The organism is Pseudoramibacter porci (assembly GCF_009696145.1).
Classification (GTDB): domain Bacteria; phylum Bacillota; class Clostridia; order Eubacteriales; family Eubacteriaceae; genus Pseudoramibacter; species Pseudoramibacter porci.
The window spans coordinates 124578-150639 of sequence record NZ_VUMO01000003.1; the positions used below are offsets into that span (position 1 = coordinate 124578).

General features: G+C 57.5%; 21 protein-coding genes and 1 riboswitch. Of the genes, 8 read left to right on the forward strand and 13 right to left on the reverse strand.

The window, feature by feature from the left end:
* Positions 1-7 precede the first annotated feature (7 nt).
* The 3 genes from FYJ52_RS03565 to nrdD form a co-directional block, all read right to left on the reverse strand.
* Positions 8-958 (reverse strand): 2-hydroxyacid dehydrogenase, encoded by a 951-nt coding sequence (locus FYJ52_RS03565; protein WP_154575894.1) that lies wholly within the window; start codon positions 956-958, stop codon positions 8-10.
* 129 nt (positions 959-1087) lie between these two features.
* Entirely contained in the window at positions 1088-1621 is a 534-nt protein-coding gene (nrdG, locus tag FYJ52_RS03570) for an anaerobic ribonucleoside-triphosphate reductase activating protein (RefSeq protein ID WP_328598755.1), read from the reverse strand.
* Positions 1621-3795, reverse strand: coding sequence for an anaerobic ribonucleoside-triphosphate reductase (gene nrdD, locus FYJ52_RS03575; protein ID WP_408003696.1), 2175 nt, complete (start codon positions 3793-3795; stop codon positions 1621-1623). The genes nrdG and nrdD overlap by 1 nt, the downstream gene beginning before the upstream one ends.
* 404 nt (positions 3796-4199) lie before the next feature.
* On the opposite strand from nrdD, the gene FYJ52_RS03580 reads away from it, so the two are divergent.
* Both FYJ52_RS03580 and FYJ52_RS03585 read left to right on the forward strand, forming a co-directional pair.
* The gene (locus tag FYJ52_RS03580) at positions 4200-5549 is read left to right on the forward strand and encodes a sensor histidine kinase (protein ID WP_235901517.1); all 1350 of its coding nucleotides are present in this window, start codon (positions 4200-4202) and stop codon (positions 5547-5549) included.
* 27 nt (positions 5550-5576) lie between these two features.
* Positions 5577-6641, forward strand: a complete 1065-nt coding sequence (locus tag FYJ52_RS03585; protein WP_154575896.1) for a response regulator — start codon at positions 5577-5579, stop codon at positions 6639-6641.
* A 54-nt stretch (positions 6642-6695) separates the two neighbouring features.
* Here the strand turns inward: FYJ52_RS03585 and FYJ52_RS03590 are convergent, their stop codons facing one another.
* From FYJ52_RS03590 to FYJ52_RS03600, 3 genes are read right to left on the reverse strand one after another with little or no spacing between them, the layout of a single operon-like run.
* Positions 6696-7673, reverse strand: a complete 978-nt coding sequence (locus tag FYJ52_RS03590) for an acyl-CoA dehydratase activase (RefSeq protein ID WP_154575897.1) — start codon at positions 7671-7673, stop codon at positions 6696-6698.
* A complete protein-coding gene (locus FYJ52_RS03595) occupies positions 7670-8755 on the reverse strand; it encodes a 2-hydroxyacyl-CoA dehydratase (protein ID WP_154575898.1) in 1086 nt (361 codons plus the stop codon). The genes FYJ52_RS03590 and FYJ52_RS03595 overlap by 4 nt, the downstream gene beginning before the upstream one ends.
* Complete coding sequence (locus tag FYJ52_RS03600; protein ID WP_205960751.1) at positions 8752-9702, reverse strand: acyl-CoA dehydratase activase-related protein; 951 nt, start codon at positions 9700-9702, stop codon at positions 8752-8754. Before FYJ52_RS03600 ends, FYJ52_RS03595 begins: the two co-directional genes overlap by 4 nt.
* Before the next feature lie 342 nt (positions 9703-10044).
* Positions 10045-10144, forward strand: a riboswitch (THF riboswitch).
* 59 nt (positions 10145-10203) lie between these two features.
* Between FYJ52_RS03600 and FYJ52_RS03605 the strand changes: the two genes are divergently transcribed.
* Complete coding sequence (locus tag FYJ52_RS03605; protein ID WP_154575900.1) at positions 10204-10719, forward strand: folate family ECF transporter S component; 516 nt, start codon at positions 10204-10206, stop codon at positions 10717-10719.
* A gap of 151 nt (positions 10720-10870) precedes the next feature.
* Here the strand turns inward: FYJ52_RS03605 and ileS are convergent, their stop codons facing one another.
* Both ileS and FYJ52_RS03615 read right to left on the reverse strand, forming a co-directional pair.
* Positions 10871-13999, reverse strand: a complete 3129-nt coding sequence (gene ileS / locus FYJ52_RS03610; protein ID WP_154575901.1) for an isoleucine--tRNA ligase — start codon at positions 13997-13999, stop codon at positions 10871-10873.
* 320 nt (positions 14000-14319) lie between these two features.
* Complete coding sequence (locus FYJ52_RS03615) at positions 14320-15753, reverse strand: MATE family efflux transporter (protein WP_235901519.1); 1434 nt, start codon at positions 15751-15753, stop codon at positions 14320-14322.
* A 48-nt stretch (positions 15754-15801) separates the two neighbouring features.
* On the opposite strand from FYJ52_RS03615, the gene trmB reads away from it, so the two are divergent.
* Positions 15802-16494: a tRNA (guanosine(46)-N7)-methyltransferase TrmB gene (gene trmB / locus FYJ52_RS03620; RefSeq protein WP_154575902.1), complete on the forward strand. Its 693-nt coding sequence runs from the start codon at positions 15802-15804 to the stop codon at positions 16492-16494.
* Here the strand turns inward: trmB and alr are convergent.
* From alr to ispF, 3 genes are read right to left on the reverse strand one after another with little or no spacing between them, the layout of a single operon-like run.
* On the reverse strand, positions 16491-17759 hold the full coding sequence (alr, locus tag FYJ52_RS03625) for an alanine racemase (RefSeq protein WP_154575903.1): 1269 nt from the start codon (positions 17757-17759) through the stop codon (positions 16491-16493). The two genes, trmB and alr, sit on opposite strands and share 4 nt — an antisense overlap.
* Before the next feature lie 38 nt (positions 17760-17797).
* Positions 17798-18508 (reverse strand): 5'-methylthioadenosine/S-adenosylhomocysteine nucleosidase, encoded by a 711-nt coding sequence (gene mtnN / locus FYJ52_RS03630; protein ID WP_154575904.1) that lies wholly within the window; start codon positions 18506-18508, stop codon positions 17798-17800.
* Complete coding sequence (gene ispF, locus FYJ52_RS03635) at positions 18505-18990, reverse strand: 2-C-methyl-D-erythritol 2,4-cyclodiphosphate synthase (RefSeq protein ID WP_154575950.1); 486 nt, start codon at positions 18988-18990, stop codon at positions 18505-18507. Before ispF ends, mtnN begins: the two co-directional genes overlap by 4 nt.
* Positions 18991-19338: 348 nt before the next feature.
* Between ispF and FYJ52_RS03640 the strand changes: the two genes are divergently transcribed.
* Together FYJ52_RS03640 and FYJ52_RS03645 are read left to right on the forward strand one after the other, a co-directional pair.
* Positions 19339-20139: an electron transfer flavoprotein subunit beta/FixA family protein gene (locus FYJ52_RS03640; RefSeq protein ID WP_154575905.1), complete on the forward strand. Its 801-nt coding sequence runs from the start codon at positions 19339-19341 to the stop codon at positions 20137-20139.
* A gap of 20 nt (positions 20140-20159) precedes the next feature.
* Entirely contained in the window at positions 20160-21173 is a 1014-nt protein-coding gene (locus FYJ52_RS03645; RefSeq protein ID WP_154575906.1) for an electron transfer flavoprotein subunit alpha/FixB family protein, read from the forward strand.
* Positions 21174-21544: 371 nt separating this feature from the next.
* On the opposite strand, the gene FYJ52_RS03650 is transcribed toward FYJ52_RS03645, so the two are convergent.
* Together FYJ52_RS03650 and FYJ52_RS03655 are read right to left on the reverse strand one after the other, a co-directional pair.
* Complete coding sequence (locus FYJ52_RS03650) at positions 21545-22471, reverse strand: prephenate dehydrogenase (RefSeq protein ID WP_154575907.1); 927 nt, start codon at positions 22469-22471, stop codon at positions 21545-21547.
* A gap of 48 nt (positions 22472-22519) precedes the next feature.
* Positions 22520-23809 (reverse strand): deoxyguanosinetriphosphate triphosphohydrolase family protein, encoded by a 1290-nt coding sequence (locus FYJ52_RS03655; RefSeq protein WP_154575908.1) that lies wholly within the window; start codon positions 23807-23809, stop codon positions 22520-22522.
* Positions 23810-24001: 192 nt separating this feature from the next.
* Between FYJ52_RS03655 and fba the strand changes: the two genes are divergently transcribed.
* Both fba and FYJ52_RS03665 read left to right on the forward strand, forming a co-directional pair.
* Positions 24002-24865, forward strand: a complete 864-nt coding sequence (fba, locus tag FYJ52_RS03660; protein ID WP_154575909.1) for a class II fructose-1,6-bisphosphate aldolase — start codon at positions 24002-24004, stop codon at positions 24863-24865.
* A gap of 114 nt (positions 24866-24979) precedes the next feature.
* Positions 24980-26053, forward strand: coding sequence for an efflux RND transporter periplasmic adaptor subunit (locus FYJ52_RS03665; RefSeq protein ID WP_154575910.1), 1074 nt, complete (start codon positions 24980-24982; stop codon positions 26051-26053).
* Positions 26054-26062: the final 9 nt, after the last annotated feature.

The window sequence follows — 26062 nt, forward strand, 5'->3', positions numbered from 1 at the left end:
TTTGAATTTAGAGCATCACGCGGATCGGGTTGCCGTCGATCCAGGCTGTAATGTTTTCGAAGACCATGTCCGCGCGTCGGTCGATGGATTCCTTCGTGTCGAAGCCGACGTGGGGCGTGCAGACCAGATTCGGGCAGCCGAGCAGCGGATGATCAGCCGGCAATGGCGGATCCTTTTCGTAGACGTCGATGCCCGCATAAATCTTTTTCGCCTTCAGCGCCTGAGCCAGCGCGTCGGTGTCCACCACCGGCCCTCTGGCGGTGTTGACTAAAATGGCGCCCGGCTTCATTTCGCCGATCTGTTTCGCGCCGATTAAGCCCTTGGTGTCCGGGGTCAGCGGTGTGTGCACCGAAACGATGTCCGCTTCGGCCATGACGTCGTCGAGGGATTTGTAGGTCAGGCCGAGGGCCTTCGCGGCGTCCCGTTCGCTGCGGCTGTAGCCGATCAGCTTGCAGTGGAAGGCCTTGAAGATTTCAGCGGTGCGGATGCCGATGGCGCCGGTGCCGACGATGCCGACGGTGCGGCCCGCCAGTTCAAAGCCCTGCAGACCGGCTTTGCCCTTGCCTGCCTGTACAGCCGCGTCGCACGCCGTGATATTGCGCAGGCAGTCGAGGGTCAGGCCGACGGCCAATTCCGCGACGGCGTCGTTGCAGTAGCCGCCGGTGTTGGCGATGCGGATGCCGCGGCGCTTGCAGGCGTCGACGTCCACGTGGTCGATGCCCACGAAGGCGACGGAAATCATCTTCAAATTCGGGTCGGAATCGATGACTGCGCCCGGCAGCGGGTGGTTGGCGATGATCACCACGTCCGCGCCGTCGATGCGCTTGATCTGTTCGTTTTCATCCTGAGCCAGGGTGTCGTAGCTGACAAATTCGTGGCCCGGTGCCGTCATGGAATCGCCGAGGGCCTTCAGCTTGTCGGCGCTGATGCCCAGGGGTTCTAACAATACAATTTTCATACCAGATTTACCTCCTCGTTCGGAAACAGACTGGCTATTTCCCAATATGTATTTTTTATTATAGCACAATCTCTTCCTCTGTCGTCCCCATGACAAAAATCTCGCCGCGTTTTTTCCAATCGCCGCCTTTTAATGGGCCATCGCCGACATGGACACCGAGCCGGGATCCCAGAGCACGACCGCACCGGCCGCCCGGGTCTCGTTCAAATCGATGAGCCGCTGGTTCGATGAGCCCCGGTACAATAAGGTGATGTCTTTTTTGTCCTGCTCAAATTCTCCGTCGACCAGGACGTCGAGGGCGGCCAGCATCTCGGCCGCCGGCCCCAATAATTCCTCGTAGGTGTAGCCCGAGTAGCACCAAATCGTAAGCTTCGGGTAGCGCGCGCGAATCGCCTTCACAAAGGGCAGAAGCGCCGCCCGGTTGGCCGGCTCCATGGGCTCCCCGCCGAGGAGGGTCACCCCCGAGTAATAGGGCGCGGCGAGCCGATCCAGCAGCGCCTCCTGCACCGCCTCAGAAAACACCTCGCCGTAGGCGAAATCCTGGGCGGCCGCGTTGAAGCAGCCCGGGCAGTGATGGGTGCAGCCCGAGACGAAAAGCGAAAGGCGGATCCCCGGCCCGTTGGCGATGTCGTGGGCGTGAATATCGGCGTAATGCATGGCCATTATAGGTGGAGCACCCGTTCGGCGATTTCCTGGGTTCGGCCCTGATTAAAGCCCGTGGCGCCGCCGAGGTAGCCGCAGACCCGGCGCACCACCGACATCTTGTTCAAATCCCGGTTGCCGCAGTGGGGGCATTCCCAGACGAGCTTGCCGGCGTCGTCCTCAACCGCCTTGATTTCGCCGTCGTAGCCGCAGACCTCGCAGTAGTCGCTCTTGGTGTTCAGCTCCGCGTACATGATGTGGTCGTAAATGTGGCGCATCACGGCCAGCACCGCCGGAATGTTGTCCTGCATGTTGGGCACTTCCACGTAAGAGATCGCGCCGCCCGGCGAAAGCTTCTGAAAATCCGACTCGAAGGTGAGCTTCGTGAAGGCGTCGATGGGCTCGGTGACGTGGACGTGGTAGGAATTGGTGATGTAATTCTTGTCCGTCACGCCGGGGATGATCCCGAAGCGTTTCTGCAGGCATTTGGAAAATTTGTACGTCGTGGATTCCATCGGCGTCCCGTAAACCGAGTAGGCGATGTTTTCCGCCGCCCGCCACTCGGCGCATTTGTCGTTGAGCCGCTGCATCACCGCCAGGGCGAAGGGCTTAGCTTCCGGATCGGTGTGGGATTTGCCCGTCATGTACTGGCACATTTCGTACAGCCCCGCGTAGCCGAGGGAAATGGTGCTGTAGCCTCCGAAAAGCAGCTTGTCGATGGGCTCGCCGGGGGCAAGTCTGGCCAATGCCCCGTGCTGCCAGAGAATCGGCGCGACGTCCGAGGGTGTGCCGAGAAGGCGTTCGTGGCGGCAGCGCAGCGCCCGGTGGCAGAGCTCGAGGCGCTCGTCGAGGATCTGCCAGAATTTGTCTTCGTCCCGCCCGGAGGAGCAGGCCACATCGACCAGGTTGATCGTCACGACGCCCTGATTGAACCGGCCGTAAAACTTGTGGCTGCCGTCGGGGTTGGTGATCGTCGGCTCGTCGGTCAAAAATGAGCGGCACCCCATGCAGGTGTAGACGTTGCCGGCCTTCAGCTGCTTCATCACCTTAGCCGAAATGTAGTCGGGCACCATGCGCTTGGCCGTGCACCGCGCCGACAAATCCGTTAAATAATAGTAGGGCGTGCCCGGTTCGATGTTGTCTTCGTCGAGGACGTAGATCAGTTTGGGGAAGGTGGTCGTCACCCAGATGCCCTGGGCGTTTTTCGTGCCCTGGATGCGCTGGTTGAGCACCTCCTCGATACACAGCGCCAAATCGCGCCGCGGCTGGCCTTCCGGCGCTTCGTCCAAATACATGAACATCGTCACAAAGGGCGCCTGGCCGTTGCACGTCATCAGGGTGATGAGCTGGTACTGAATGGTCTGGATCCCGCTTTTGATTTCTTTCCTCAGGCGCCGTTCGGCGATCTGGTTGACCTGGTCGTCGCTCGCATCGATGCCCGCCGACGCCAGATCGGCCCGGGTGCGGGCCCTCAGGCTCTGGCGGCTGACGTCGACAAATTTCGACACGTGGTAGAGCGAGAAGCTCTGGCCGCCGTATTGGTTCGAGGCGACCTGGGCAACGATCTGGGTCGTGATGTTGCAGGCCGTGTAGAAGCTGTGGGGCTTGTCGATCTTCGTGCCGGAGATCACCGTCCCGTTCTGGAGCATGTCGTCCAGGTTGATCAAATCGCAGTTGTGCTCGCGCATCGCGAAATAATCGGCGTCGTGGAAATGGATCAACCCGTCCTCGTGGGCCTTCACAATGTCCTCCGGCAAAAAGAGGCGGCGCGTCAGGTCGCGGCTGACTTCCCCGGCGATGTAGTCCCGCTGGGTCGAGTTGATCGTCGGATTTTTGTTGGCGTTCTCCTGCTTGACCAGCTCGTTGTTGCGGTTGATCAGCGAGAGAATCCTTCGGTCCGTCGTGTTGGCGCGGCGCAGCGCCGTGCGTTTGTCGCGGTAGTGCATGTAGGCCTGCGCCACTTCGTAGCCGCGCATTTCCATGATGCCCGTTTCGACAAGATCCTGAATATCTTCGACGTTGGCGGCGTGGGTGTAGCGGCGCAGCTGCTTTTCCACGTTGTCGGCCACGGCCTCGATCTGGCTGTCGTTGAGCCGGCGAATCGGGTCCACCTCGACGTTGGCCTTCGACACCGCGTTGACGATCTTGCTCCTGTCGTAGCGCACCTCCTCACCGCTGCGCTTGATGATATTCATCACCTGCATCTCTGCTCCCATAATCTCCTCCTGTTTCTCATCCTTTTAAATTTTGTATCGTCTCAATGCATTTGAAATGCAATTTAAATTTTACTTCAGCGTTTAAAACGCCAGAGCTATTATAATGCCCCCGCCCGTTAAAATCAAGTTATTGTTGTGTGTAAATTTAAACACCACAATATCTGGTTGTTCTGTAAACGAGTAACGGCGCGCCGCCAAGGCCCTTCCGCGTTTTTGATTTTTCTCCATTGAAAAGGCAAGTAAGATTTTGCCAAAAAATGTCTAAAAATTATACCATTCTAGCGAACTATGTTATAATAAAGAGGAGATCGCATTGATAACGCATACACAAGATACCGATCGAAAACGAAACGAAACTAGAAATAAATTTGAGGATTGTAGCCATGCTGAAATCATTCAATTTAAACTCAGAACTATCGAATGACATCACCGAAAACGATCAATCGCTCAAGCGATTGAAAAATATGAACCGCAGCGATACGGCCGACAAGCCCACCGAGCTTCAGGACGTCTTCGACATGGAGCTGCTCCAGCGCATTCAGGACGCCTTTTCCGATGCGACCGGCGTCGCGGCGATCTTTGTCGACCGCTTCGGCAATCCCGCGCTGAAGTACAGCAATTTCACGCCGTTCTGTTCCGCGATCCGCACGATTCCGGAATTTTACAAACACTGTACCAATTCCGACGACATGGGCGGGCGCTACGCCAACCGCGTGCAGCGCCCCAAGATCTACACCTGCCACGGCGGCCTCGTCGATATGGCCGTGCCGATTCAGGTGCGCGGCGAATACATCGGCGCCATTCTCGCCGGCCAGGTGCGCATCCCCGCCGAAGAAGCGGCCCAGCTGCCCACCGGTGCGCCGGGCTGTCTGACGGATTTCTCCGACTATCCGGAATTTCTCGAGCTGAGAAAAACTGTGCCCCACTCGACCCTCAAGCGCGTCAAGGCCGCGGCGGAGCTGATGTTCACCATCGCCAATTACCTCGCCGAGCTGTCCGCCTCCCGGAACACCCAGGAAAAGCTGCGGCTGACCAACGAACAGCTCATGCTGGAAATTCACCGGAGAAGTGAAGCGGAATCCGCCCTCAGAGACGCTGACCTTCGCGCCTTGAAGGCCCAGATCAACCCCCACTTCTTCTTCAACGTCCTCAACACCATCGGCCGCCTGGCCATGCTCGAGGGCGCGACCCAAACCCAGGAAATGGTCTACCATTTCTCCGACCTTCTGCGCTACACGCTGCAGACCGGAGAGAACGACTTCGTCCGCCTCGAGGACGAGCTCAACAACGCGCGCAACTTCCTGCACATCCAGAAGGTGCGCCAGGGGGATCACCTGCATTACGCGTTCGACTGCGACGAATCCTTAAACGCGGCCTTCTGCCCGTTCATGATCGTCCAGCCCTTCATCGAAAACAGCATCAAATACGTGGTCGAGGCGCGCCGCGTGCCGTCGACCATCACCGTCAAAACCGAAGCCGACGGCAACGACCTGCTGATTCACATCGTCGACGACGGCGACGGCATCCCCGACGAAAAAATCGACGCCCTGCTCAACGAAAGCTTCCGCACCGACGAAAGCAAAAAAGGCATGGGCATCGGCGTGCAGAACGTCAACAAGCGCCTGCGCTACTATTACGGCAGCGGGTACGGTGTCACCTACGTCAAGGGCCTCGACCGGGGCACCCACGTGATCATCCGGATTCCCAACAAGACCCTGCCGGGTTCGAATTAAACCATGGAAAAAGAGAAAGAGGAAAAAATGTATAAAGTTTATATTGTAGAAGACGAACATTTGGAAAGAAAAGCCCTGCAGATGATCATCAACGGCCAGGCGCCCAACGTGAAAATCGTCGGCACCGCCGCCTCGGGCAAAGACGCCCTGAAAGGCATCGCGGAGACCAACCCCCAGATCATTCTGATGGACATCAACATCCCGGAAATCAACGGGATCGAGGTGCTGCGCCGGGTCAAGAAATCCGATCCGGAAAAGAAAGTCATCCTGATCACCGCCTTCAACGAATTTGACTTCGCCCACCAGGCTATCAAGGCCAAGGTCGACGACTTGCTGCTCAAGCCGATCCGCCCGGAACAGCTGATCGCCTCCCTCAATCAGGCGATCGAAGGGCTGCAGGCCAACACCCGCAGCAACATCGACGAAAAGATGAGCGAAATCATCTACGCTGTGGTGCACAAGAAATACACCCAGTGCCGCGAAGCGGTGCAGACTTATTTAAACCTGCTCTACGATCACTACGGCTTCGATCTGATCTCGATTCAGAAAGAAGTCCAGACCCTGATGAGAGAACTACAGACCGTCGCCGACGACAACGGCGGCTACGAAATCGTCTCACCGCTGAAATCCACCAGCGGCCACAAGCATTTCGCCCGCCAATTCCAGAACCGCTACAACCTGCGGGTCGAGATCATGAAAGTCATCGGCAAAATCTTCGACCACATGAAGACCAACCCGGACCGCAAGAGCTCCATCGAGGACATCCTCAACTTCATCGACCGCAACGCCGCCAACGACATTTCTCTGGAACAAGTCGGCGAGTACGCGAACATGAGCTCCTACTACCTCTCAAAAATCTTCAAGAAGGAAACAGGCATGAATTTCGTGACCTATTTGACCAAGCAGAAGATTCAGATCGCCAAGGACATGCTGATCAACACCGACACGCCGATCATCAACATCGCCCTCGACCTGTCTTACCACGAACCCAATTATTTCAGCAAGGTCTTCAAGAAAAACGTCGGCATCACGCCGACCGCCTACCGCCGCAAATACCGCAACACCGGCGCTCAAACGGAAGCGGCAGAATAAACCCACCCGCAGAAAAAGCCGGCGGACTCAGAGTCCGCCGGCTTTTTTGATGCCCTAAGCGTGATGCTTTTGCGCCTGACGCACGGTGATTTCGCCGTTTTCGCAGCGGTTGCCCCAGCTGTCGATGAGCTGGCCGTCGCGGTAGACGCAGATGATTTCGCAGCGGTTCGGGCAGCGCCCGCAGACGACCTCCCGGGTCACAAAGGCGATGTCTTCGATGTCGAAGTTGAAATCCGCCCGGGCTTCGCCGCCCCGCGCGAGAATCGCCGCACCGATGGCCCCCATGAGGTGGCCGTTGTCGTCGACGATGACCGGCTCCCCGAGGGCTTTTTCAAAGGCCTTGACGACGCCGATGTTCTTCGACACCCCGCCCTGGAAGACGATGGGCTCGCGGATGCGCTTGCCCTTGCCCACATTGTTGAGATAATTGCCGACGACCGCCTGGCAGAGCCCGGCGACGATGTCTTCTTTCGTGTGGCCCACCTGAATCTTGTGCACAAGGTCCGACTCGGCGAAAACCGTGCACCGCGCCGCGATGTGGGTCGGGTGGGCCGACTTCAGCGCCACCGCGCCCATGTCCTCCACCGGAATGCCCAGGCGCCGGGACTGGGACGACAGAAAGGCGCCGGTCCCCGCCGCGCACAGGGTGTTCATCGCGTAATCGATGGCGATGCCGTTTTCCAGCAGGATGATTTTCGAATCCTGGCCGCCGATCTCGAGGATCGTGCGCACGTCCGGGTGGAAAGTCGTCGTGCCGACGGCGTGGGCCGTGATTTCGTTCTTGACGACCGTCGCCCCGAGCACCGCGCCGACGAGCTTCCGGGCGGAGCCGGTGGTGCCGGTCGCCCGAATGGCCCAGCGGTCGTGATCAAACTGGCCGTCCAGATCTGCGATCAGCCGCTTGACCGCCCCGATGGGGTCGCCCTCTGTCCAAATGTAGGCTGAGGCGAGGATGTGGTTGTCCCCGTCGATGACGACCCCCTTGGTGGAGATGGAGCCGACATCGACGCCGAGATACGCTTCTTCTCTCATTGTATCACCTTCTTTCGCATGGCTATCATATCGTAAAAGGCCTCGAGCCGGGTCATGAGCCCGGCCGTGGCCGTCTGGGTATCGTAAGTGAGAAACAGCACCGGGATTTTGTAATCCTCGGAGATGTTGCGGATCACGGGCATGATCTCGATCTCCGGCGTGCAGCCGGCGGATTTGACGTGGATGATCCCGTCAAAGCCGTCCTCGGCGTATTTTTTCGCCTTCCAGATGTTCGCCGTCGAGGTCGGCCCCATTTCGTACCGGCAGTATGCCTTAATGCGCACGTGGAGGTTCTTCTCGCCCGGGTAATCGAGGTTGCGGTGGGAGACGTTCATCCACCGGTGCACCTCGACGCCCATGTCCGCGAGGGCCTGCTCGAGATCGAGATTGGAGAAGGCGTCCATCACCGTGAAATACTCGCCGATCAGGCCGACCTTCAGCGCGTTTTGATCCTTCGCGATGGGCAGTTTTTCAAAAGCCTGGCGGCAGTTTTCGTAGCCCGCCTCGATGTCTTTCCGGGTTTTGGCGGTGCGCATATCGCGGTAGAAGCGGGTCAGCGCCGCCTTGAAGCTGCCGGGTTCAGTCTCGAAGCCGCAGTTCATATAATACTGGCACTCGATGTCGTCGATCATCTTGACCATGTCGAGGGCCTCGCGCAGAGCCTTCATCGCCTTGGCCGGGCGGACATGGGGGCAGATCGCCTTGACCGCCTTCAGATAATCCTTGGGATGGCCTGTCGTGTACTCGGCGAAATTGACGTAATCGAAATCGTAGCCCTGCTCCCTGAGAATCGACTCCGCCAGCTCTCCGTAATAGCCGAGGCGGCAATAGCCCATGGTCATGATCAGCACCTCGGCGCCGGCCTCTAAGGCCTCGATCATCGACCCGAGAATCGTCTTGAAGGGTGTGCAGACCATATCCGGCGAGAGCTTCTCGCCCAGGGCCATGGTCCGCCTTGTCATCGCCGGCTGCATGATGTAAGTCTGGCCGAGCCCCCGCTCGATGAAATAGCGCACGGCGTCGTTGTAATGGGCGATCATCGGAAAGGCGATCTTGCGCTTGACCTGTTTATCCCTTTTCATGCTTTCACCGCCTTTCCGGTCCGCCGCATCGACAGAATATCGATGAAGGATTCGAGCCGGGTCTCGAGCCCGGCCGTGCCGCTCTGGGCGTCCATCGTCAGATGCATCATCGGCACGCCGCTGTCTCTGAATTTGCGCACGAGCATGTCATTGACCATCGAATCCAGCGCACAGGGGTAGACACTCATCAGGATGATCCCGTCGACGTCGTCTAGGTGCATCGCCAGCGACCCGGCGATTTCTCGGGACACCTCCCATTTCATCGTCGGGCTCAGACGCTTGGTCACCTTCCGCGCCTCCCGGCGGTCCACCGCGTAGGCCGGAATGGCCGTCACGCCCATTTCGCTCAAATAATCGAGCACGGGCCTGCCGTAATAGTCGTCGTCCATGACGTAGGCGTGGGCGCCGACGGCGATCTTGAGCCCGCGGCTCTGGTACAAATGTTCTGCCGCAGCCGCCGCGGCTTCGTCGGCCGCGCGCTGCGCCACGAGGGCCCGCTTGTAAGCCCGCTTCGCTTCCTTTTTCGAATACCCCAGTTCCCGGCCCATCTGCACCATGCCGGCCTTTTCGTCGATCCCGCCCTGAACGGAAATATTGCAGGACAAAATGTCGATGTGCCGGTCTCTGAAAATATTGGCCGCAATATCGGGCAGCCCCTCGAAGGTGGTGCACATGACCCGGCGGATGCCGAAATCGACAATCCGCGGGATGAAAATCCGGTCGCATTTTCCGATCAGCGCCGCGACGTGTCCGAGGTACACCTTCAGCGACAGGCACATCTCGTCCGTGGCGGCCGCGATGCCCCCTTCGGCGATTTCGCGGTTGGTCTCTTCTGAAACAACCGTCGCGATGCCCAGGGCGTCGAAATAAGTCTGCCACAGCACCGCGTACCGGTGATACAGCAGCGCCCGGGGCATGCCGACGGTCAGCGTTTGAGGACGCGCCATCCCTTCACTTCCTTTCTCGATTAAAGATCTCATTCGTTTAGCTAACTAACCTGCGATGATTCTGCCACAACGGCGGCAATAAAAAAAGATACGGTCAGGCCGTATCTTTGTTCCCCCTCTGCGGCACACCGATAAATCGCGGTGCGCGCGCCTGTCCGCTGCTCAATCCTCTCCAATTGATTTACGCCGGCGGACGACAATCTATCTCCAAATTGTGTTTATATTATAACATACTGCTTGTCATGAGACTACACTTTTTCGCGATTTTAATCAATTTTTGTATTTTTTTAATCTCCCCTTGCCATCGCCGGGCGCGACCGATATAATAAAGAAAATTGATGAAGCAGAGTAGGATCGGACGCGTCAAGTGCCGGCTGAACGGGGAGTTGTCAGCCAGACGAAAAGCGCAAGGCTTACGGTGTCCCTTCCGCATCCCGTTGCTACTTCCGAGATTGTCTCTCTCCTTTGTAGCGAAGGACCTGCTGCAAAGGAGGTTTTTTTATGTCATCAATGCACACGAGGCGGATCGTCACGTCGGCGCTTTTTGTCGCCCTCGCCACCATCCTGTCCTTCTTTTCCATCACGGTCACCAACACCTTAGAGATCCGGTTTAACGGCTTGGCCATCGCCGCCGCCGGCATTCTGCTCGGGCCGGGGCTCGGGTGCGCGGTGGGCGGCCTGTCCGATATCCTCGGCTACATGGTGCACCCGTCCGGGGCGTTCTTCCCGGGATTCACGATCAGCTACGCGCTGACCGGGCTGATTTTCGGACTGATCGTCCACAAAAAGCCGTCGGTCTCCCGGGTGCTCATCGCCCAGGCGGTCGTCACGATCGGCGTCGATATGCTGCTCAACACCTTCTGGCTGTCCTTAATGTACGGCAACGCCTTCATGGCGCTTTTCGCCGCCCGGATCGTCAAAAACGTCGTGCTCTATCCCCTCTACGCCGTCTTGCTCTGTGTCGTCGCCGGCCCCATCCGCCAGCGCTCGGCCCAGTTTTTGACCAAATTGAATTGACACGTCGATTTGCCGGCTGATTGAAACCGGCGGCCTTCAACAGGCGGTCCACGTCATGGCGTGGCTGCTCGCCGAACGACAAGCTTAATCGCCGCAAAAAAATCCCTGAGTGGTTAACCACCCAGGGATTTTTTATTGCGTTGAGTTGATCTTAAACTCGTGCGACAGAAAGCTTCACGGCGTGGCCGTTGAGATCCTGTTCTTCTTCGGCACTGCCGGCCTGGAGGGTTTCGGCCAGGGTTTCTTTCTTGATGAATTCGGCGTTGGCTTCGATGGCCTGGGCCGCTTCATCGTCGGCTTCGTAGGTGATGGCGATGTGATCGGTCACTTCGAAATCGTGATTCTTGCGCATCTGCTGGACTTTTGAGATACATTCCCGGGCGATGCCTTCGGCGATGAGGGCGTCGGTTAAGGTCATGTCGAGGATGACGAAATGTTCGCCGTCGGTCTGGACGTCGAAGCCGTCCTTCGCGGCGATGCGCACGTCGACCATTTCCGGCGTCACGTCGATGGTTTCCCCTTCCACTTCGACCGGGTAAGCTTTGCCGGCGGAAGTGGCGGCGACGAGGGCTGCCGCGTCCACGGTGGCCATGGCCTTGCCGAGAAGCTTGACCTTCGAGCCGAGGATCGGTCCGGCGACCTTGAAGTTCGGCTTGACAGTGAAGTTCAGGAAGGACTGAAGGTCGTCTTCAAAATCGACCGCCTTGACGTTGAGCTCTTCTTTGAGCAGTTCCGTTAAATCGCCGAGAACTCCCTTGTATTCGCCGTCGATGATGACTTTGGTCAGCGGCTGGCGGACCTTGATCTTTGCGTCTTCTCTGGCGGAGCGGCCGAGGGAGACGAGATCGCGCACCAGGTCCATCGGTTTTTCGACGTCGTCTGAGATCAGGCTTTCGTCCGCCACCGGATAAGCGGCCAGGTGGACGGAATCAGCGCCGGTCAGATCGCCGTACATTTCTTCGCTGATGAACGGCGCGAAGGGTGCACACAGGCGGCACAGCCCTTCGAGGACTTCGTAAGTCGTGCGGTAGACGGCCTTCTTATCGTCGTCCATGCCCGATTTCCAGAAGCGGCGGCGGTTGCGGCGGATGTACCAGTTGGACAGATCGTCATTGACGAAATTCTGAATCAGATGGACCACCGCGTTGTGGTTGTACTGATCCATGGCTTCGGTGACGTTCTTGACCAGGCGGTTGTATTTGCTCAAGATCCAGCGGTCGATGACCGGGCGGTCCGCCGGGGCGATGTCAAATTCGTCCGTGGCGATGGCGTCGGCGTCGATGCCGTCGGTGTTGGCGTAAAGGGCGAAGAAGGCGTAGGTGTTCTTCAAGGTGTTGAAGAATTTGCTGCGCACTTCCTGCAGGCCCGATTCGTCGAAACGGGTCGGCGTCCAGGCCGGGCTGACATACATCAGGTACCAGCGCAGGGCGTCAGCGCCGTATTGGTCGAACAATTCAAAGGGGTTGACGGTGTTGCCGCGGCTCTTGGACATTTTCTGTCCGTTGGCGTCGAGGACCAAATCGTTGACCAGCACGTTCTTGTAAGGCGACTTGCCGGTGAGGAAGGTCGAAATCGCGAGGAGCGAGTAGAACCAGCCGCGGGTCTGGTCGATCCCTTCACAGATGAAGTCGGCCGGGAACTGGTCTTCCCATTTTTCTTTGTTTTCGAAGGGATAATGCTGCTGGGCGAAAGGCATGGAGCCGGAATCGAACCAGACGTCGATGACGTCGGGCACGCGGGACATGCGGCCGCCGCAGTGGGGGCAGGTCAGGTGGACGTCGTCGACGTAGGGGCGGTGCAGCTCGATGCTGTCGTCGATGTCTTCGATGGCCCGTTCCGCCAATTCCTTCCGGCTGCCGACGGAGGTGGTGCAGCCGCAGTCCGGGTCGTCACAGCGCCAGATATTCAGCGGGGTGCCCCAGTAGCGGCTTCTCGACAGCGCCCAGTCGTTTAAGTTTTCGAGCCAGTTGCCGAAGCGCTTTTCGCCGACAAAAGGCGGGAACCATTTGACGCCGTTGTTGTTGTTGATAAGCTGATCCTTCAGCTTGGTGATTTCGATGTACCAGCTCGGCTTGGCGTAATAGACCAGCGGGGTCTTGCAGCGCCAGCAGTGGGGGTAGTTGTGGGTGACCTTTTCTTTTTTGAACAGGACGTCCTGATCTTTGAGCCATTTGATGATTTCGACGTCGAGGCCTTCTTCCATGACGAAGTGCCCCTTCCATGGCGTCGCCGTGTATTTGCCGTCGAGGCCGACCGGCTGGAGCACCGGCAGATCGTAGCGGCGGCCGACCTGGTAGTCGTCTTCCCCGAAGGCCGGAGCGATGTGGACGATCCCCGTCCCGTCGTCGGTGGTGACGTAATCGGCGCAGGTGACGAAATAGCCCTTGCCCCGGGCCGGACGGACGAAAGGCATGATCGGTTCGTATTCGACGTATTCCAGATCCTTGCCCTTCATGCGTTCGACAACTTCGTAATCGTCGCCGAGGAGTTTGTCGGCGAGGACTTCCGCACAGATGAAGACCGTGCCGCGGCTCTTGGCTTTGATGTAATCCGCTTCCGGATTGACACAGAGGGCGATGTTGGCGGCGAGGGTCCACGGCGTCGTCGTCCAGACGAGGAAGTATTCGTCAGCGTCCTTGCGTTTGAAGGCGACGGTGACCGTGTTGGTCTTGATTTCCTGATAGCCCTGGGCGACTTCGTGGGACGCCAGGCCGGTGCCGCAGCGCGGGCAGTAGGGCAAAATCTTGTGGCCTTCGTAAATCAGGCCCTTTTTGTAGAACTGGTCAAGAATCCACCACTCGGTTTCGATATAATTGTTGTCCAGGGTGATGTACGGGTGATCGAGATCGATGAAATAGCCCATGCGCTTGGTCAGCTCGCGCCACTGCGCTTCGTAGGTAAAGACGGATTCGCGGCATTTCTTGTTGAATTTGGCGATGCCGTAGTCTTCAATTTCGGGCTTGTTGTGGATGCCCAGCTGTTTTTCCACTTCGATTTCGACGGGCAGGCCGTGGGTGTCCCAGCCGGCCTTGCGCAGCACGCGGTGTCCCTTCATCGTCTGGTATTTGCAGACCGAATCCTTCAGGGTTCTCGCGAGGACGTGGTGAATCCCCGGCTTGCCGTTGGCCGTCGGCGGCCCTTCAAAAAATACAAAATTGCTGTCGTCAGCGTGTGCTTCAATCGTTTTGTTCAAGATGTCTTCTTTTTCCCATTTGGAAGCGATTTGGGTTTCGACTTCCTTCACAGGAGCTTTGGACAATTCAGAAAACTTTCGCGCCATATTTCCTCCTCTATGACAATTCAAATATAAAAAAAGCCCCTCTTTGATTTTTCAAAAAGGGACGATAATCCATGATTACCGCGGAACCACCCGCATTGGCCGCGCTGCGGCCCGCTTCATTTTAAGGTTAACGGCTTCCCGGGCCGCCCTACTCCGTTCAGGCTGCCGGCTCCGAAGTGATCCGCGTTCTGCTGCGCCGGCGGCTTTTCAGCTAAGGGCCGCCTCTCTGGTTGACACAGGGGTCAAAACACCGTCTTCATCAACGCCTTTGACTATGATTCTGTATTGTATCATTTTTTTATAAAATTGCAAGGGCGAATTTACAGGGTTTTCCCGGATTCGGCCGCCATCTGATCCAGTTCTCTGAAATTCTTTCGCATCAGCACCACCGAAAGGGCAAAGGCCAGCGCGTCGGCGGCAGGCCCGGCAAACAGCACGCCGTCGATGCCCAAAAGCCGCGGCAGAAAGACGAGCAGCGGAATTAAGAAGAAGCCCTGGCGGGCGACCGAGAGCGTGATGCCCTTGGCAACGCAGCCGATATTGGCGAGGTAATTCACCGTCATGGGCTGCACCCCGTAGACGAAAATCATGAACATGTAAATGCGCAGGTATTTTTCGGCGAAGTCGAAATAGGCGGCGCTGCCTGTGCTGAACAGGCCCGCGATCTGCCGCGGGAAGATCTGGAAAACCGCGAAGGCGATGATGCTCACGATCACCGCGGCGCGCACTGCCGTCAGATACGCCCCCTTGACCCGCGGGTAATTCTGCGCCCCCATATTGAAACTGACCACCGGCTGACAGCCCTGGGCCAGCCCGACGGCGAAGGCCGCGAGAATGACGTTGAGTTTGGCGACCACTCCGGCCACCGCCAGCGGGATGTCGCTGCCGTAGGGCGACAGCGCCCCGTATCGGGTCAGCTGGTTGTTGAGCACGATGTTGACCAGCGCCATGATGATGTGGTTGATGAAATTCGCGGTGCCGAGCTTGGCGATCTGCGCCGCGGTCTCCGGCCGGTAGGCCACCGACGAAAGTTTGAAGCGGATGCATTTGAACCGCGGGTAATAAAACAGGCAGCATAAAAACGACACGCCCTGACCGATCACCGTGGCCAGCGCCGCCCCGCGGATGCCCAGGTGGAGCCCAAACATGAAAACCGCGTCGAGGACCACGTTGAGAACCGCCCCGCTCACCGAAGCGGCCATGGCCGCGTTGGGGCTGCCGTCGGCGCGCATGAGGCTGGCGCCGGCGTTGGCAAAGAGCAGCATCGGCAGGCCGAAGGCCGTGTATTTGAGGTAAAGGCTGGCGGTGGGCATGACGGTTTTCGTCGCACCGCAGAGAATCAAAATCGGCTGCTTGAGCCCGACGATGGTCGTGAAGACGAGCACCCCGGCCAGAGCCAGCATGAAGGTCCCCGTCCCGACGATGTGCGCTGCCTCGCCGCGCTTGCCGGCGCCGATGGCCATGGTGTAGGCGGCGGCCATGCCGTTGCCGATGAGCAGGGCGAAGGCCGTCGTCAGCGTCACCACCGGAAAGGCGGCGCTCGTCGCGGCGTTGCCCACGAGGCCGACGACGTGGCCGATGAAGGCCTGGTCCGTGATGTTGTAGGCCGCCGACACGAGCATGCTGACAATCGACGGCACGGCGTACTTCGCGATCAGCGGCATCAGCGGCGCGCTATACAGCGGGTTGCGCGTAATCTGTGAATCGTGAGCGGCTTTCATCCCATCCCCCTTGCTCAAAATCCCATCTTCCATTAAAATACATTCGAATCAAAATCAATTCATATAAAAAGGAGAGGCCTTATGCACATCCGACCCCGTCCGTGGGCGCGGCCCGAGCTGGAAGCCAGCCCGTTTTTCGCCGCGGAACCCTGGACTTTGAAAAATCACTGGCGCGAACGCTTCCCTGCGCCCGCGCACCCGCTTTACTTGGAACTGGGCTGCGGCAAAGGGCATTTCATCGCGAAAATGTCCGCCGCTCACCCTGAAAATAATTATCTCGCCGTCGACATGATCGACACCATGCTCGGCATCACCCGGCGCAACGTCGTCGCCGAACGCGGCGGCGCCGACCCGGAAAATTTAACACTCACCGCCTGGGACATCGAGCGCATCGAGAAAATCCTCGGCCCTGACGACCGCATCGACGGCCTGTTCATCAATTTCTGCAACCCCTGGCCCAAGCGCAAAAAGCACAAGAAGCGGCTGACCCACACCCGCCAGCTGGAAAAGTACAAGGCCTTTCTCGCGCCCGGGGCCTGGCTGCGCTTCAAAACCGACGACGACGATTTGTTCGAAGCGACCCTCGGCTATCTCGAGGAAGCCGGCTTCGAAGTCCTCGCCCTCAGCCGGGACCTTCACAGCGACGCGCGCTACGCTGCTCTCGAGGATTTTCCCACCGAGCACGAGGCGATGTTCTCAGAACGGGGCATCCCGATCAAATACCTGCGCGCCCGGCTCAAAGCGCCGGCTGCACCTGCCCCCGGCGCCGATTAAAACGCGCCGTAAAAGCCGTCATTTAAGATTTCGACCTCGAGGTGTTCGTCTCCCAAGAATTTGTAGAGCCGCGGCACCCGTTTGTTGACCATGCAGACCAGTTCGTAATTGATGGTCCCGAGTTTTTCGGCCAGTTCTTCCACCGGAATGTGGGGCCCGAAGAGTTCGACCTCGTCGCCGACCTTGACCCCCGGCACGTCGGTCACATCGACCGTGCACTGGTCCATGCAGATGTTGCCGACCACCGGCGCGCGGTGGCCGTCGAGGTAAACCTCCGTTCCCTTGCCCGAGAGCATCCGGGTGTAGCCGTCGGCGTAGCCCACGGCCAGCGTCGCAATTTTCCGATCGCCGTCGGCGATGAATTTCCGGCCGTAGCCGCAGGAATCCCCGGCGTGGATCGTCTTCAGATGCATGACCGTGGATTTAAAGGTCATCACCGGGCGCAGCTTCAGATTTTCTTTCTTGACTTCGTCCGACGGGTAAAGCCCGTAAAGAATGATCCCCGGGCGCACGGCGTTGAACACCGATTTACTGAAATCGACAATTGCCGCAGAATTTTCCACGTGCTTCAGCGGAATTTCGACCCCCTTGGCCTTGAGCCCCCGGACGACGTCGAGGTAGCGCTTCATCTGAAGCTCTGTGAAGGATTTTTCCGATTCGTCCGCCGTCGCGAAATGGGTGAATAAGCCGTAAAGCTCGATGCCCGGCATGCCGGCGATTTCGGCAATGGCGTCCACCGCTTCATCCCAGCGGAAGCCGATGCGGCCCATACCGGTGTCCACCTTCGCGTGGATGCGGGTCACCGTGCCGTTTTTCACGTTGTATTCCGAAAGTGCCCGCGCGAATTCCAGGGAATCCACCGCCGGCTGAATGTCCCATTCCACCAGATCGGGAATCTGGTTCGGGCGGGTCAGCCCGAGGAGCATGATGTCGCACCGGTCGATGCCCTTCTGGCGCAGGGCGATGGCTTCGTCCAAAAAGGCGACGGCCATCATGTCCACGCCTTCGTCCTGAATCGTCTGGGTGAATTCAATGCCGTGGCCGTAGGCGTCGGCCTTAACCACCGCGATGATTTTCGGGCCCGGGCCCACCCGTTTTTTAATTGCCTGCAAATTGAGCACGGCGTTGTCCAGACTGATTTCCGCCCAGGTCGGCCGATGGGCCGGCACCGGCACTTTAATACCCAATTCGTCAAATTCCCGTTCGTCGCCGCCGATCTGCGCCGCACCCAGCGCCGACATATCTTTTTCGCTGTTTTCGTTCATATTTGCCTCTAACTTTCTTTATGTTTTAGTTGTTTTTATTAAGCTTGACAGCCCTTGGACGTATTCTGAACCAGACACACCGCCACCGCGGCGCCAGCCGCCGCTTCGATGGCCTTGGTGTAGTGTTGGTCGTAAGTGCCCTGCATGTTTTCATCCGCCAAATCGGAGATCCCGCGGAGGATGAGCCAGGCCACGCCGTTGGCCTGGGCCGTCTGCGCGACCGCAGCGCCTTCCATTTCGACGCATTCGGCTTTAAAATGCTGCCGCAGCGCCGCCTTGAGCCTGGAGTCGGCCACCACCCGGTCGTCTGTGAGCACCCGGCCCTTGCGGTATTTGAGCTTGAGTTTCTGAGCCCCGCGGACCGCGTCCGCGATCAGCTCCCCATCCGCCGGGTAAACCGTCCCGTTCATAAAGGGTACGTCCACAGGCTTGAGCCCGCCTTTGTCCGGTTCAAACCCGTAGGCCGCCGCGTCGGTGCTGATGACGAGCTCGCCAAAGGCAAGCCCCTCGCCGATGCCGCCGGCGACGCCAAAACTGATAACCGGGTCGGCGCCATAGCAGTCAATGAGCATCTGGGTGCCCATGGCGGCGTTGACCTTGCCGAGCCCGACGGCCGCAAGGGTCACGTCGCTGCTGCCGACTTTCCCGGTGACAAAATCGATGCCGCCCTTCGCAAAGGTGCTGGTGTCTGTCATCCACCGCGCAAAGGCGGCCGCTTCTTCTTCCATCGCTGCCACAAAGCCAATCATTTTTTAATCAGGCACGCGACAGCTTTGGCCGCGATGCCTTCCTCCCTTCCGGTAAATCCCAAATGCTCTTCCGTCGTCGCCTTGACGCTGATCTGCGAGACGTCCGCCCGGAGGCACGCCGCGATGTTGGCCCGCATCGCCGAAATGTGGGGCGCCATTTTCGGCGCCTGGGCCACAATAATGGCATCGACGTTGCCGATTTTGTAGCCGGCTTCGTCGATGAGCCGCCAGACGTGATCGGTCAGCGCCATGCTGTCCGCCCCGGCGTATTTTGCGTCAGTATCTGGAAAATGGGCGCCGATATCGCCGAGGGCCAATGCCCCGAGGAGGCTGTCCATCACCGCGTGCAGGAGCACGTCGGCGTCGGAGTGCCCCCGGAGGCCGGCGTGCCCTTCGATGCGGACCCCGCCGAGAATCAGCGGGCGGCCTGCTTCAAAGGCGTGCACGTCGTAGCCGAGGCCGACGCGAATCGGCTGCGCCATTGCCTGATTGGTTGTCTTATCCATTTTAACCCTTCTATTCCTCTGAACTGCGCCGATTGACGCAGCCTGATGACCAATATTGATTGCATTTATTATACGCTTATTCCCTTCTCCCCTTCAACCTGATTTTTGGCCCATTCCTCAGGGAGATTTGACATAGCCTATACGAGGGGAAAATTTTGTTAAAGTGTGCCACTAATCAGTAATTTTTTGCATTAAATTTGCATTAATTTGCCATTAAAACCCTTTACGCACGCCTTATCTTTATGTTACAATATTCACAAATTATTAGGACGCTTTTTCGTCCAGATGATACACATTGATTTTTTAAGGAGGCAACGTAATATCATGAATTTTCTCGTGTGTGTTAAACAAGTGCCTGACACAACCGAAATCCGTATTGATCCGGAAACGAATACGCTGATTCGTAAAGGTGTGCCGAGCATTGTCAATCCTTTCGATGGGTACGCGCTGGAAATGGCCGCACGCATTAAGGATGCAAGAGACGACGTCAAAATCGTCGTCGTATCAATGGGACCAGATCAGGCTAAAGAAGCGCTGAAGAACTGCCTGGCAGTCGGCGGCGACGAAGCTTATTTGGTTTCCGGCCGTAAATTCGGCGGATCCGATACTCTCGCAACCAGCTACGTTCTGGCCTGCGCCATCAAGAAGATCGAAGAAATCGAAGGCAAATTCCATGTCATCTTCTGCGGCAAACAGGCAATCGACGGCGACACCGCTCAGGTTGGTCCGGAACTGGCTGAACACCTCGGCATCCCGCAAATCACTTACGGCTTAACCGCTGAAATGACGGACGATGAAATTCAGGTCACCCGCGAAACAGAAGACGGCCAGGAAATCCTCGGCGCCAGCTTCCCGTGCCTGGTCACCGCAACCAAACCGTCATTTGATCCGCGTCTGCCGAAGATCAAAGACAAACTGGCTGCTCGCAAAAAAGAAATCCACGTCCTCGGCGAAGAAGATTTCGACATCGATTTCGCAAAATGCGGCCTGAAGGGCTCACCGACTAACGTTAAGAAGACTTTCGTCCCGCCAGTCAAGACCGGCGGCGAAATGATCACCGGCGAATCGCCAGAAGAACTCGCTGCAAATCTGGCAGCTGCCCTCGACAAAGAAGGCTTACTATAATATAAGAGAGGAGATCAGAAATGGAACCGAAAACAAAGGATCTTTGGGTATTTATTGAAACTTATCCTGATGGCTCCGCTCAGAATGTGGGCCTGGAATTGTTAAACCCTGGCCGCGAACTGGCTGAAAAACAGGGCGGCAAACTGGTTGGTCTGGTACTCGGCCACAACACCGACGCAGCTGTGAAAGCTGTTCAGGAACACGGCGCAGATCAGGTCATCGTCATCGACGGCGAAGAATACGAACACTTCACCACCGACGCTTATGTCAACGCGCTGTACGAAGTTGTCACCAAATACGCACCGACCACCATGCTCATCGGCGCAACCAACAACGGCCGCGATGTCGGACCGCGTCTGTCATCCCGTCTGCAGACTGGCTTGACCGCTGACTGTACAAAACTCGGCTACGACGAAGAAACCGGCAATATCGCTTGGACCCGTCCGGCATTCGGCGGCAACCTGATGGCCACCATCCTCTGCCCGAACCACCGTCCACAGCTCGGTACTGTCCGTCCTGGTGTCTTCAAGGCAGCGGAACCTGAAGAAGGCCGCACCTGCGAAGTCATCAAAGAAGACATCCACGTTGCTCCTGAAGATATTAGAACCCGCTTAATCAAAGAAATCAAAGAAGACGCTTCCGAAATGGTCGACCTGGTCGGCGCGGACGTCATCGTTTCCGGCGGCCGCGGTGTCGGCGGACCGGAAGGCTACGAACCGTTACAGGAATTAGCCGACGCTTTGGGCGGCGTTGTCGGTGCATCCCGTGCAGCCGTTGACGCTGGCTGGATCGCACACTCCCATCAGGTTGGCCAGACTGGTAAAACAGTTGGCCCGAAACTGTACATCGCCTGCGGGATTTCCGGCGCCATTCAGCACGTTGCTGGGATGAGCAGCTCTGACTGCATCGTCGCCATCAACAAAGACGAAGAAGCACCAATCTTCGACATCGCTGATTACGGTGTTGTCGGCGACCTCTTTGCTGTCGTCCCGGCACTGACCGCAGAAGTCAAGAAAATCAAGGGGATTGCATAAGTCCTTCCCTACATCAAAGCCTGTCTGAAAATTTTCAGACAGGTTTTTTTATTGGCGCCGATTGATTTGACGATAAATATTGTAAATCAATGAAAAAAGACAAAAAAAGAAGGGCTTCGAACCAAATAGGGGGAGGAGTTCGAAGTCCTTTGGAGAGAGGGGGGTAATATTATGATTCCTTGCTGAATTCTCGCATATTCAGCAAGTTCTGAACATCAAATACATCCAACCGGGTGTGTGCTTCAATCGAATGTATTTCCTTGATGTGACTATAGTATAGCGCGTTATGAAAAAAACGTCAAGCGTTGTAAGAATGTAAATTGGAATATCCCTAATGTAAACTGTTACATTTAGATTTTCTTAAGATTTAATTAAGATTCATTATGTTTAAACTGATTTTCAATGGCCAAAGTCCTGTTTTTACGGTCGATTTCCATCGTTACGCGCTTTTTGCGGACTGAAAACATCAAATCTTCCAAGCCATTTTCATCAGAATTTTCAATCATCCCCCTAAGAGTTTTCATACTATTTTCAAAATCATCGATCTGGGACAGCAGTGCCTCGCGGTTGCTCACGAAGAGCTCCGCCCACATCGGCGCGTTGATCATCGCAATCCGCGTCAAGTCCATGAAGCTGCCCCCTTCAAAATCCGAAAGGTGGCGCTCTTCCTTACAGTCGATAAGAGCGCAGGCGATGACGTGGCAGAGCTGAGAGGTGAAGCCGATCTTTTTGTCGTGGCCTTCCGGGGTCGTCTCGACGATGTTTGTGAAGCCCATGTTGTAAATCACGCGCTCGAGCCACTCAATGTGGTCGGGATCGTTCTGGGACATAGGCACGAGGATGTAGTTGTGTCCGAGGAAAATCCGCTCGTCCGCGCCGCCGAAGCCTTCCTTTTCGCTGCCGGCCATGGGGTGGCCCATGATGAAATCGACGTCGTCTCTAAGAATCGGCAGCACCTCGTCGACGAGGATCTGCTTAACCCCGGTGATATCGGTGATCACGGCGCCGGGCTTGAAATCTCCCATGTGGGTCTTGAAGAAATTCACCGCCGTGCGCGGGTACAGGCAGAAGTAGACGAAATCCGCCTGCGCGAGGATGCGCGCCGCGCCTTCCGCGTCGTTTTCCCCCTGATCGATGACGCCGCGGTCGAGGGCCGCCTCGAGAACTTCGCTGTCGGTGTCGATGGCGCCGATCCAATCCGGCCTTTCTTTTCTGAGAGCCATGGCGAGGGCCCCGCCCATGAGCCCGAGTCCGATGATGACGACGCTTTTATTTTGAAGTACTGGTTCGATTTCCATTGTATTGCCTCTGTTTTCTATTTCACTTTCTCAATTATTTTCATTTATTTACAGCGACACGTAAGGTGTGCGCTGGCTTTTGAACACCACCTGCTCCCGATAGAGCAGCTCGATGAACCGGTCTGTCATGCCGGAGATGTAGTCCACCGCGGCGCGCTTCATCTCTGACACGCCGGCCTCCCCTTTCCGGTAGGTGTAAACCCAATGGCAGGCCAACGTGTCGGCCCGCTTCTCGTCGTGGAAGCCCTGCATGTAGTCGACGAGCCATTTTTCAAATCCGGCGGTCAGCGACGGAAACTGCTCCCGGAAATAATCCCGGCGGCCTGGCTCCTCGGCGTAGCGGCAGAGGGCCCCGTAAATGGTCTCGATCACCTGGCGGCCGTAATCCTTGTAGGCCTTGAGCCGGTCGTTGTAATAAATCAGTTCGCGGTTAAGCCGGGTGACTTCACTGATCGCCTTCATCGCCGGCGCTGAAAAGCCCATGCCCCGTTCCGGCGTCGAATGCAGACACAAATCGGTCACCATCAGGTGGATGACGTTGGCGTTGTTCACGTCGATGGACGAAATCCCCGCCGCCCGGGCGTACCGATCGACCACCTCGGCGTAAACCCGGCGGTCTTCTGGCTTCATGAGCCCAAGGAGCACGGCGTCGTCGATGTCCCGCCCCAGATAGGAGATGTTGTCTGCGATTTTGATGATGCACCCCTCCCAGGTGAAGGGGTTGAACTGACCCGGCCGGGTGAAATCCTTCAGATCGATCGCCGCCTCCCGCGGGAACAGCGGCGCGTTCACCGGACCGCTGTGGCCGACGATGCCGTCCCGCACCGCGTAAGTCAGGTCCAAATTGTACTGCCTGCCGTCCGGGCCGGAGAGCAGTTCAAATTCGTCGACAAAACGCAGGCCGTTGGCCGCGTGCCAAAAAGACGGCGCCAGACCGTCCCGCCGGACAATCGCCGCAAGGGCCGCCTCGCCGTCGTGGCCGAAGGGCGTGTGGCCGAGGTCGTGGCCGATGGCGATGGCCGCCGTGAGCTCGCCGTTGAGCCCGAGGAAATCGGCGATGAGCCGGCCGATGGAGGCGACGTAGTGCACGTGGTCGATCCGGGTGGAGACGTGGTCATTGCGCGGCCGGAAGAACACCTGCGTCTTGTACTTGAGCCTGCGGTAGGCCGACGAGTGCAGAATCCGGGTGTAATCCCGGCCGAAGGGCGTGCGGATGTCTTCGTCGCGCTGGTAGAGCGCGTCCCTCCTCGCCGCGGCCGCCGCCCATTTCTCTGAGCCCGGAGATACCGCCTGAGCCTTAAAGCAGCTCCGCTGGAACCGGTACGGATCTTTTTTCATCACAGCCTCCCATCACATCCATTGATCATTTCATTATAACACAGTCTGCCGGTCGTTCTCATTTTTGATAAATATTGATTAATTTTGAATGTTTTCGCTGATTTTTACATAATTTTGGGGTTATTCTATTGTTATTGGCGCCCCTGTCCGCTATAATAAGGATAACACATTAACTTGATATGGAGGTATCACATGTTAGTTTCAGCAAAGGATATGTTAGTCAAGGCGAGAGCCGGGCATTACGGCGTTGGCGCTTTCAATATCAACAACCTCGAATGGACGAAGGCCATTCTCGAAACCGCACAGGAAAACAACTCCCCAGTCATCCTGGCTGTTTCCGAAGGCGCCGGCAAATACATGACCGGTTTTAAAACCGTCGCAGCCATGGTCAAGGCGATGATCGAATCCTTAAACATCACCGTTCCCGTTGCGCTGCATCTGGATCACGGCTCATACGAAGGGGCAAAGGCCTGCATCAACGCCGGCTTCTCCTCAATCATGTTCGACGGCTCTCATCTGCCTTTTGAAGAAAACGTCGAAAAGACGAAGGAACTCGTCGCTGCGGCTCACGTTCTCGGCCTGTCCATCGAAGCGGAAGTCGGCACCATCGGCGGTGAAGAAGACGGCGTCATCGGCGCTGGCGAATTCGCAGATCCGAAGGAATGCAAGCAGATCGCAGACCTCGGCATCGACTTCCTCGCAGCCGGCATCGGCAACATCCACGGCGTTTATCCGGAAAACTGGCCGGGACTGAACTTCGACGTGCTCGCCAACATCCAGAAGGAAATCGGCGACCTGCCAATGGTGCTCCACGGCGGCACAGGCATCCCAGACGAAATGGTTCAGCACGCGATTAAGCTCGGCGTCTCCAAGATCAACGTCAACACCGAATGCCAGCTCGTCTTCGCAGAAGCGACCCGCGGATACATCGAAGCCGGCAAAGACAAGGTCGGCAAAGGCTTCGACCCGAGAAAACTGCTCCTGCCAGGAACGGAAGCCATCAAGGCCAAGGTCAAAGAAAAAATGGAAGTCTTCGGATCCATCGACAAAGCGTGAAACTAATCATCATTTGATAAATGCATACAGAGCTGCCCCAGGGCGGCTCTTTTTTTGTTGACAAACTGCGTTTCACGATGTATTATTACCTTAATACAATCAAAGGAGGATCCCATGAAAAATCCCTTTAAACGAAATTTCCAGCCGGACGACGCGAACCGTCCGGTTTTTGAAGATGGTGAAGCCCTGACACCTGATCCGATGGTGGCCGACGAAGGCCGCAAAAAACGCCGGAAGCGGATCATCGCCATCATCTTGATCGCCGCCGCTGCCTGCATCGCCGCCGCTGCGCTCTATCAAAAGAGCAAGCCCAATCTCAAACACATCACAACGGCACGCATCACCTACGGCAATTTGACCAAAACCATCTCCGCGGACGGCACCGTCCAAAGCAAAAACGTCAGCGTCGTGGCAGACAGCAGCGGCAGCCTCATCCAAAGCGTCGACGTCGGGCTGAACAACACGGTCAACAAGGGCGCAAGACTCTGCACCCTCGTCGACAGCCAGACCGGCCAGGCCCGCGCCGTCACCGCGCCCATTGCCGGCACGATCACCCACGTCGGCGCGGTCAAGGGCAATCCCACCTCCGGGGAGCTCTTCACCATTCAGAACACCGGCAATCTCCAGATCGTCATGCAGATCGACCAGAACGACATCAGCGCCGTCTCCACCAGCCAGGCCGTGACCATTACCGCCGACGGCACCGGCGGGCGCCGCTACACCGGCGTGATCGCCAGCGTCGCCCCGACGAGCACCGATGCCGCGGTCGGAAACGCTGACGCGGGCTCGTCTGCCATGAGTTCAGACACGACCTCGGCGCTGTCCGCTTCCGGCACCACCTCGGTGAGTTCCGGCTCCGCCGCAACTTTCCAGGCGACTGTCGATATCGCGCGGCCGACCGACGGCTTAAAAATCGGCATGAAGACCAATCAGGACATCACCGTCGAAAACCGCCAGAATGTTTTCACCGTGCCCATCGACGCGGTGACGAAGGACGCAAACGGCCGTTACGAAATCTTCGTCGTGAAGTCCCACAAAGACGCGCCGAAGACGGTCGAGGCGGTGGTGGTCGAAACGGGCCTGCAAAACGACACCCACATCCAGATTACCGCCGAGGGCCTCAAAGCCGGCGCCAAAGTCGCCCTCAATCCGGCGTCCCTCGAAGACGGCCAGCAGGTTCAGGAATAAGGAGGGGCC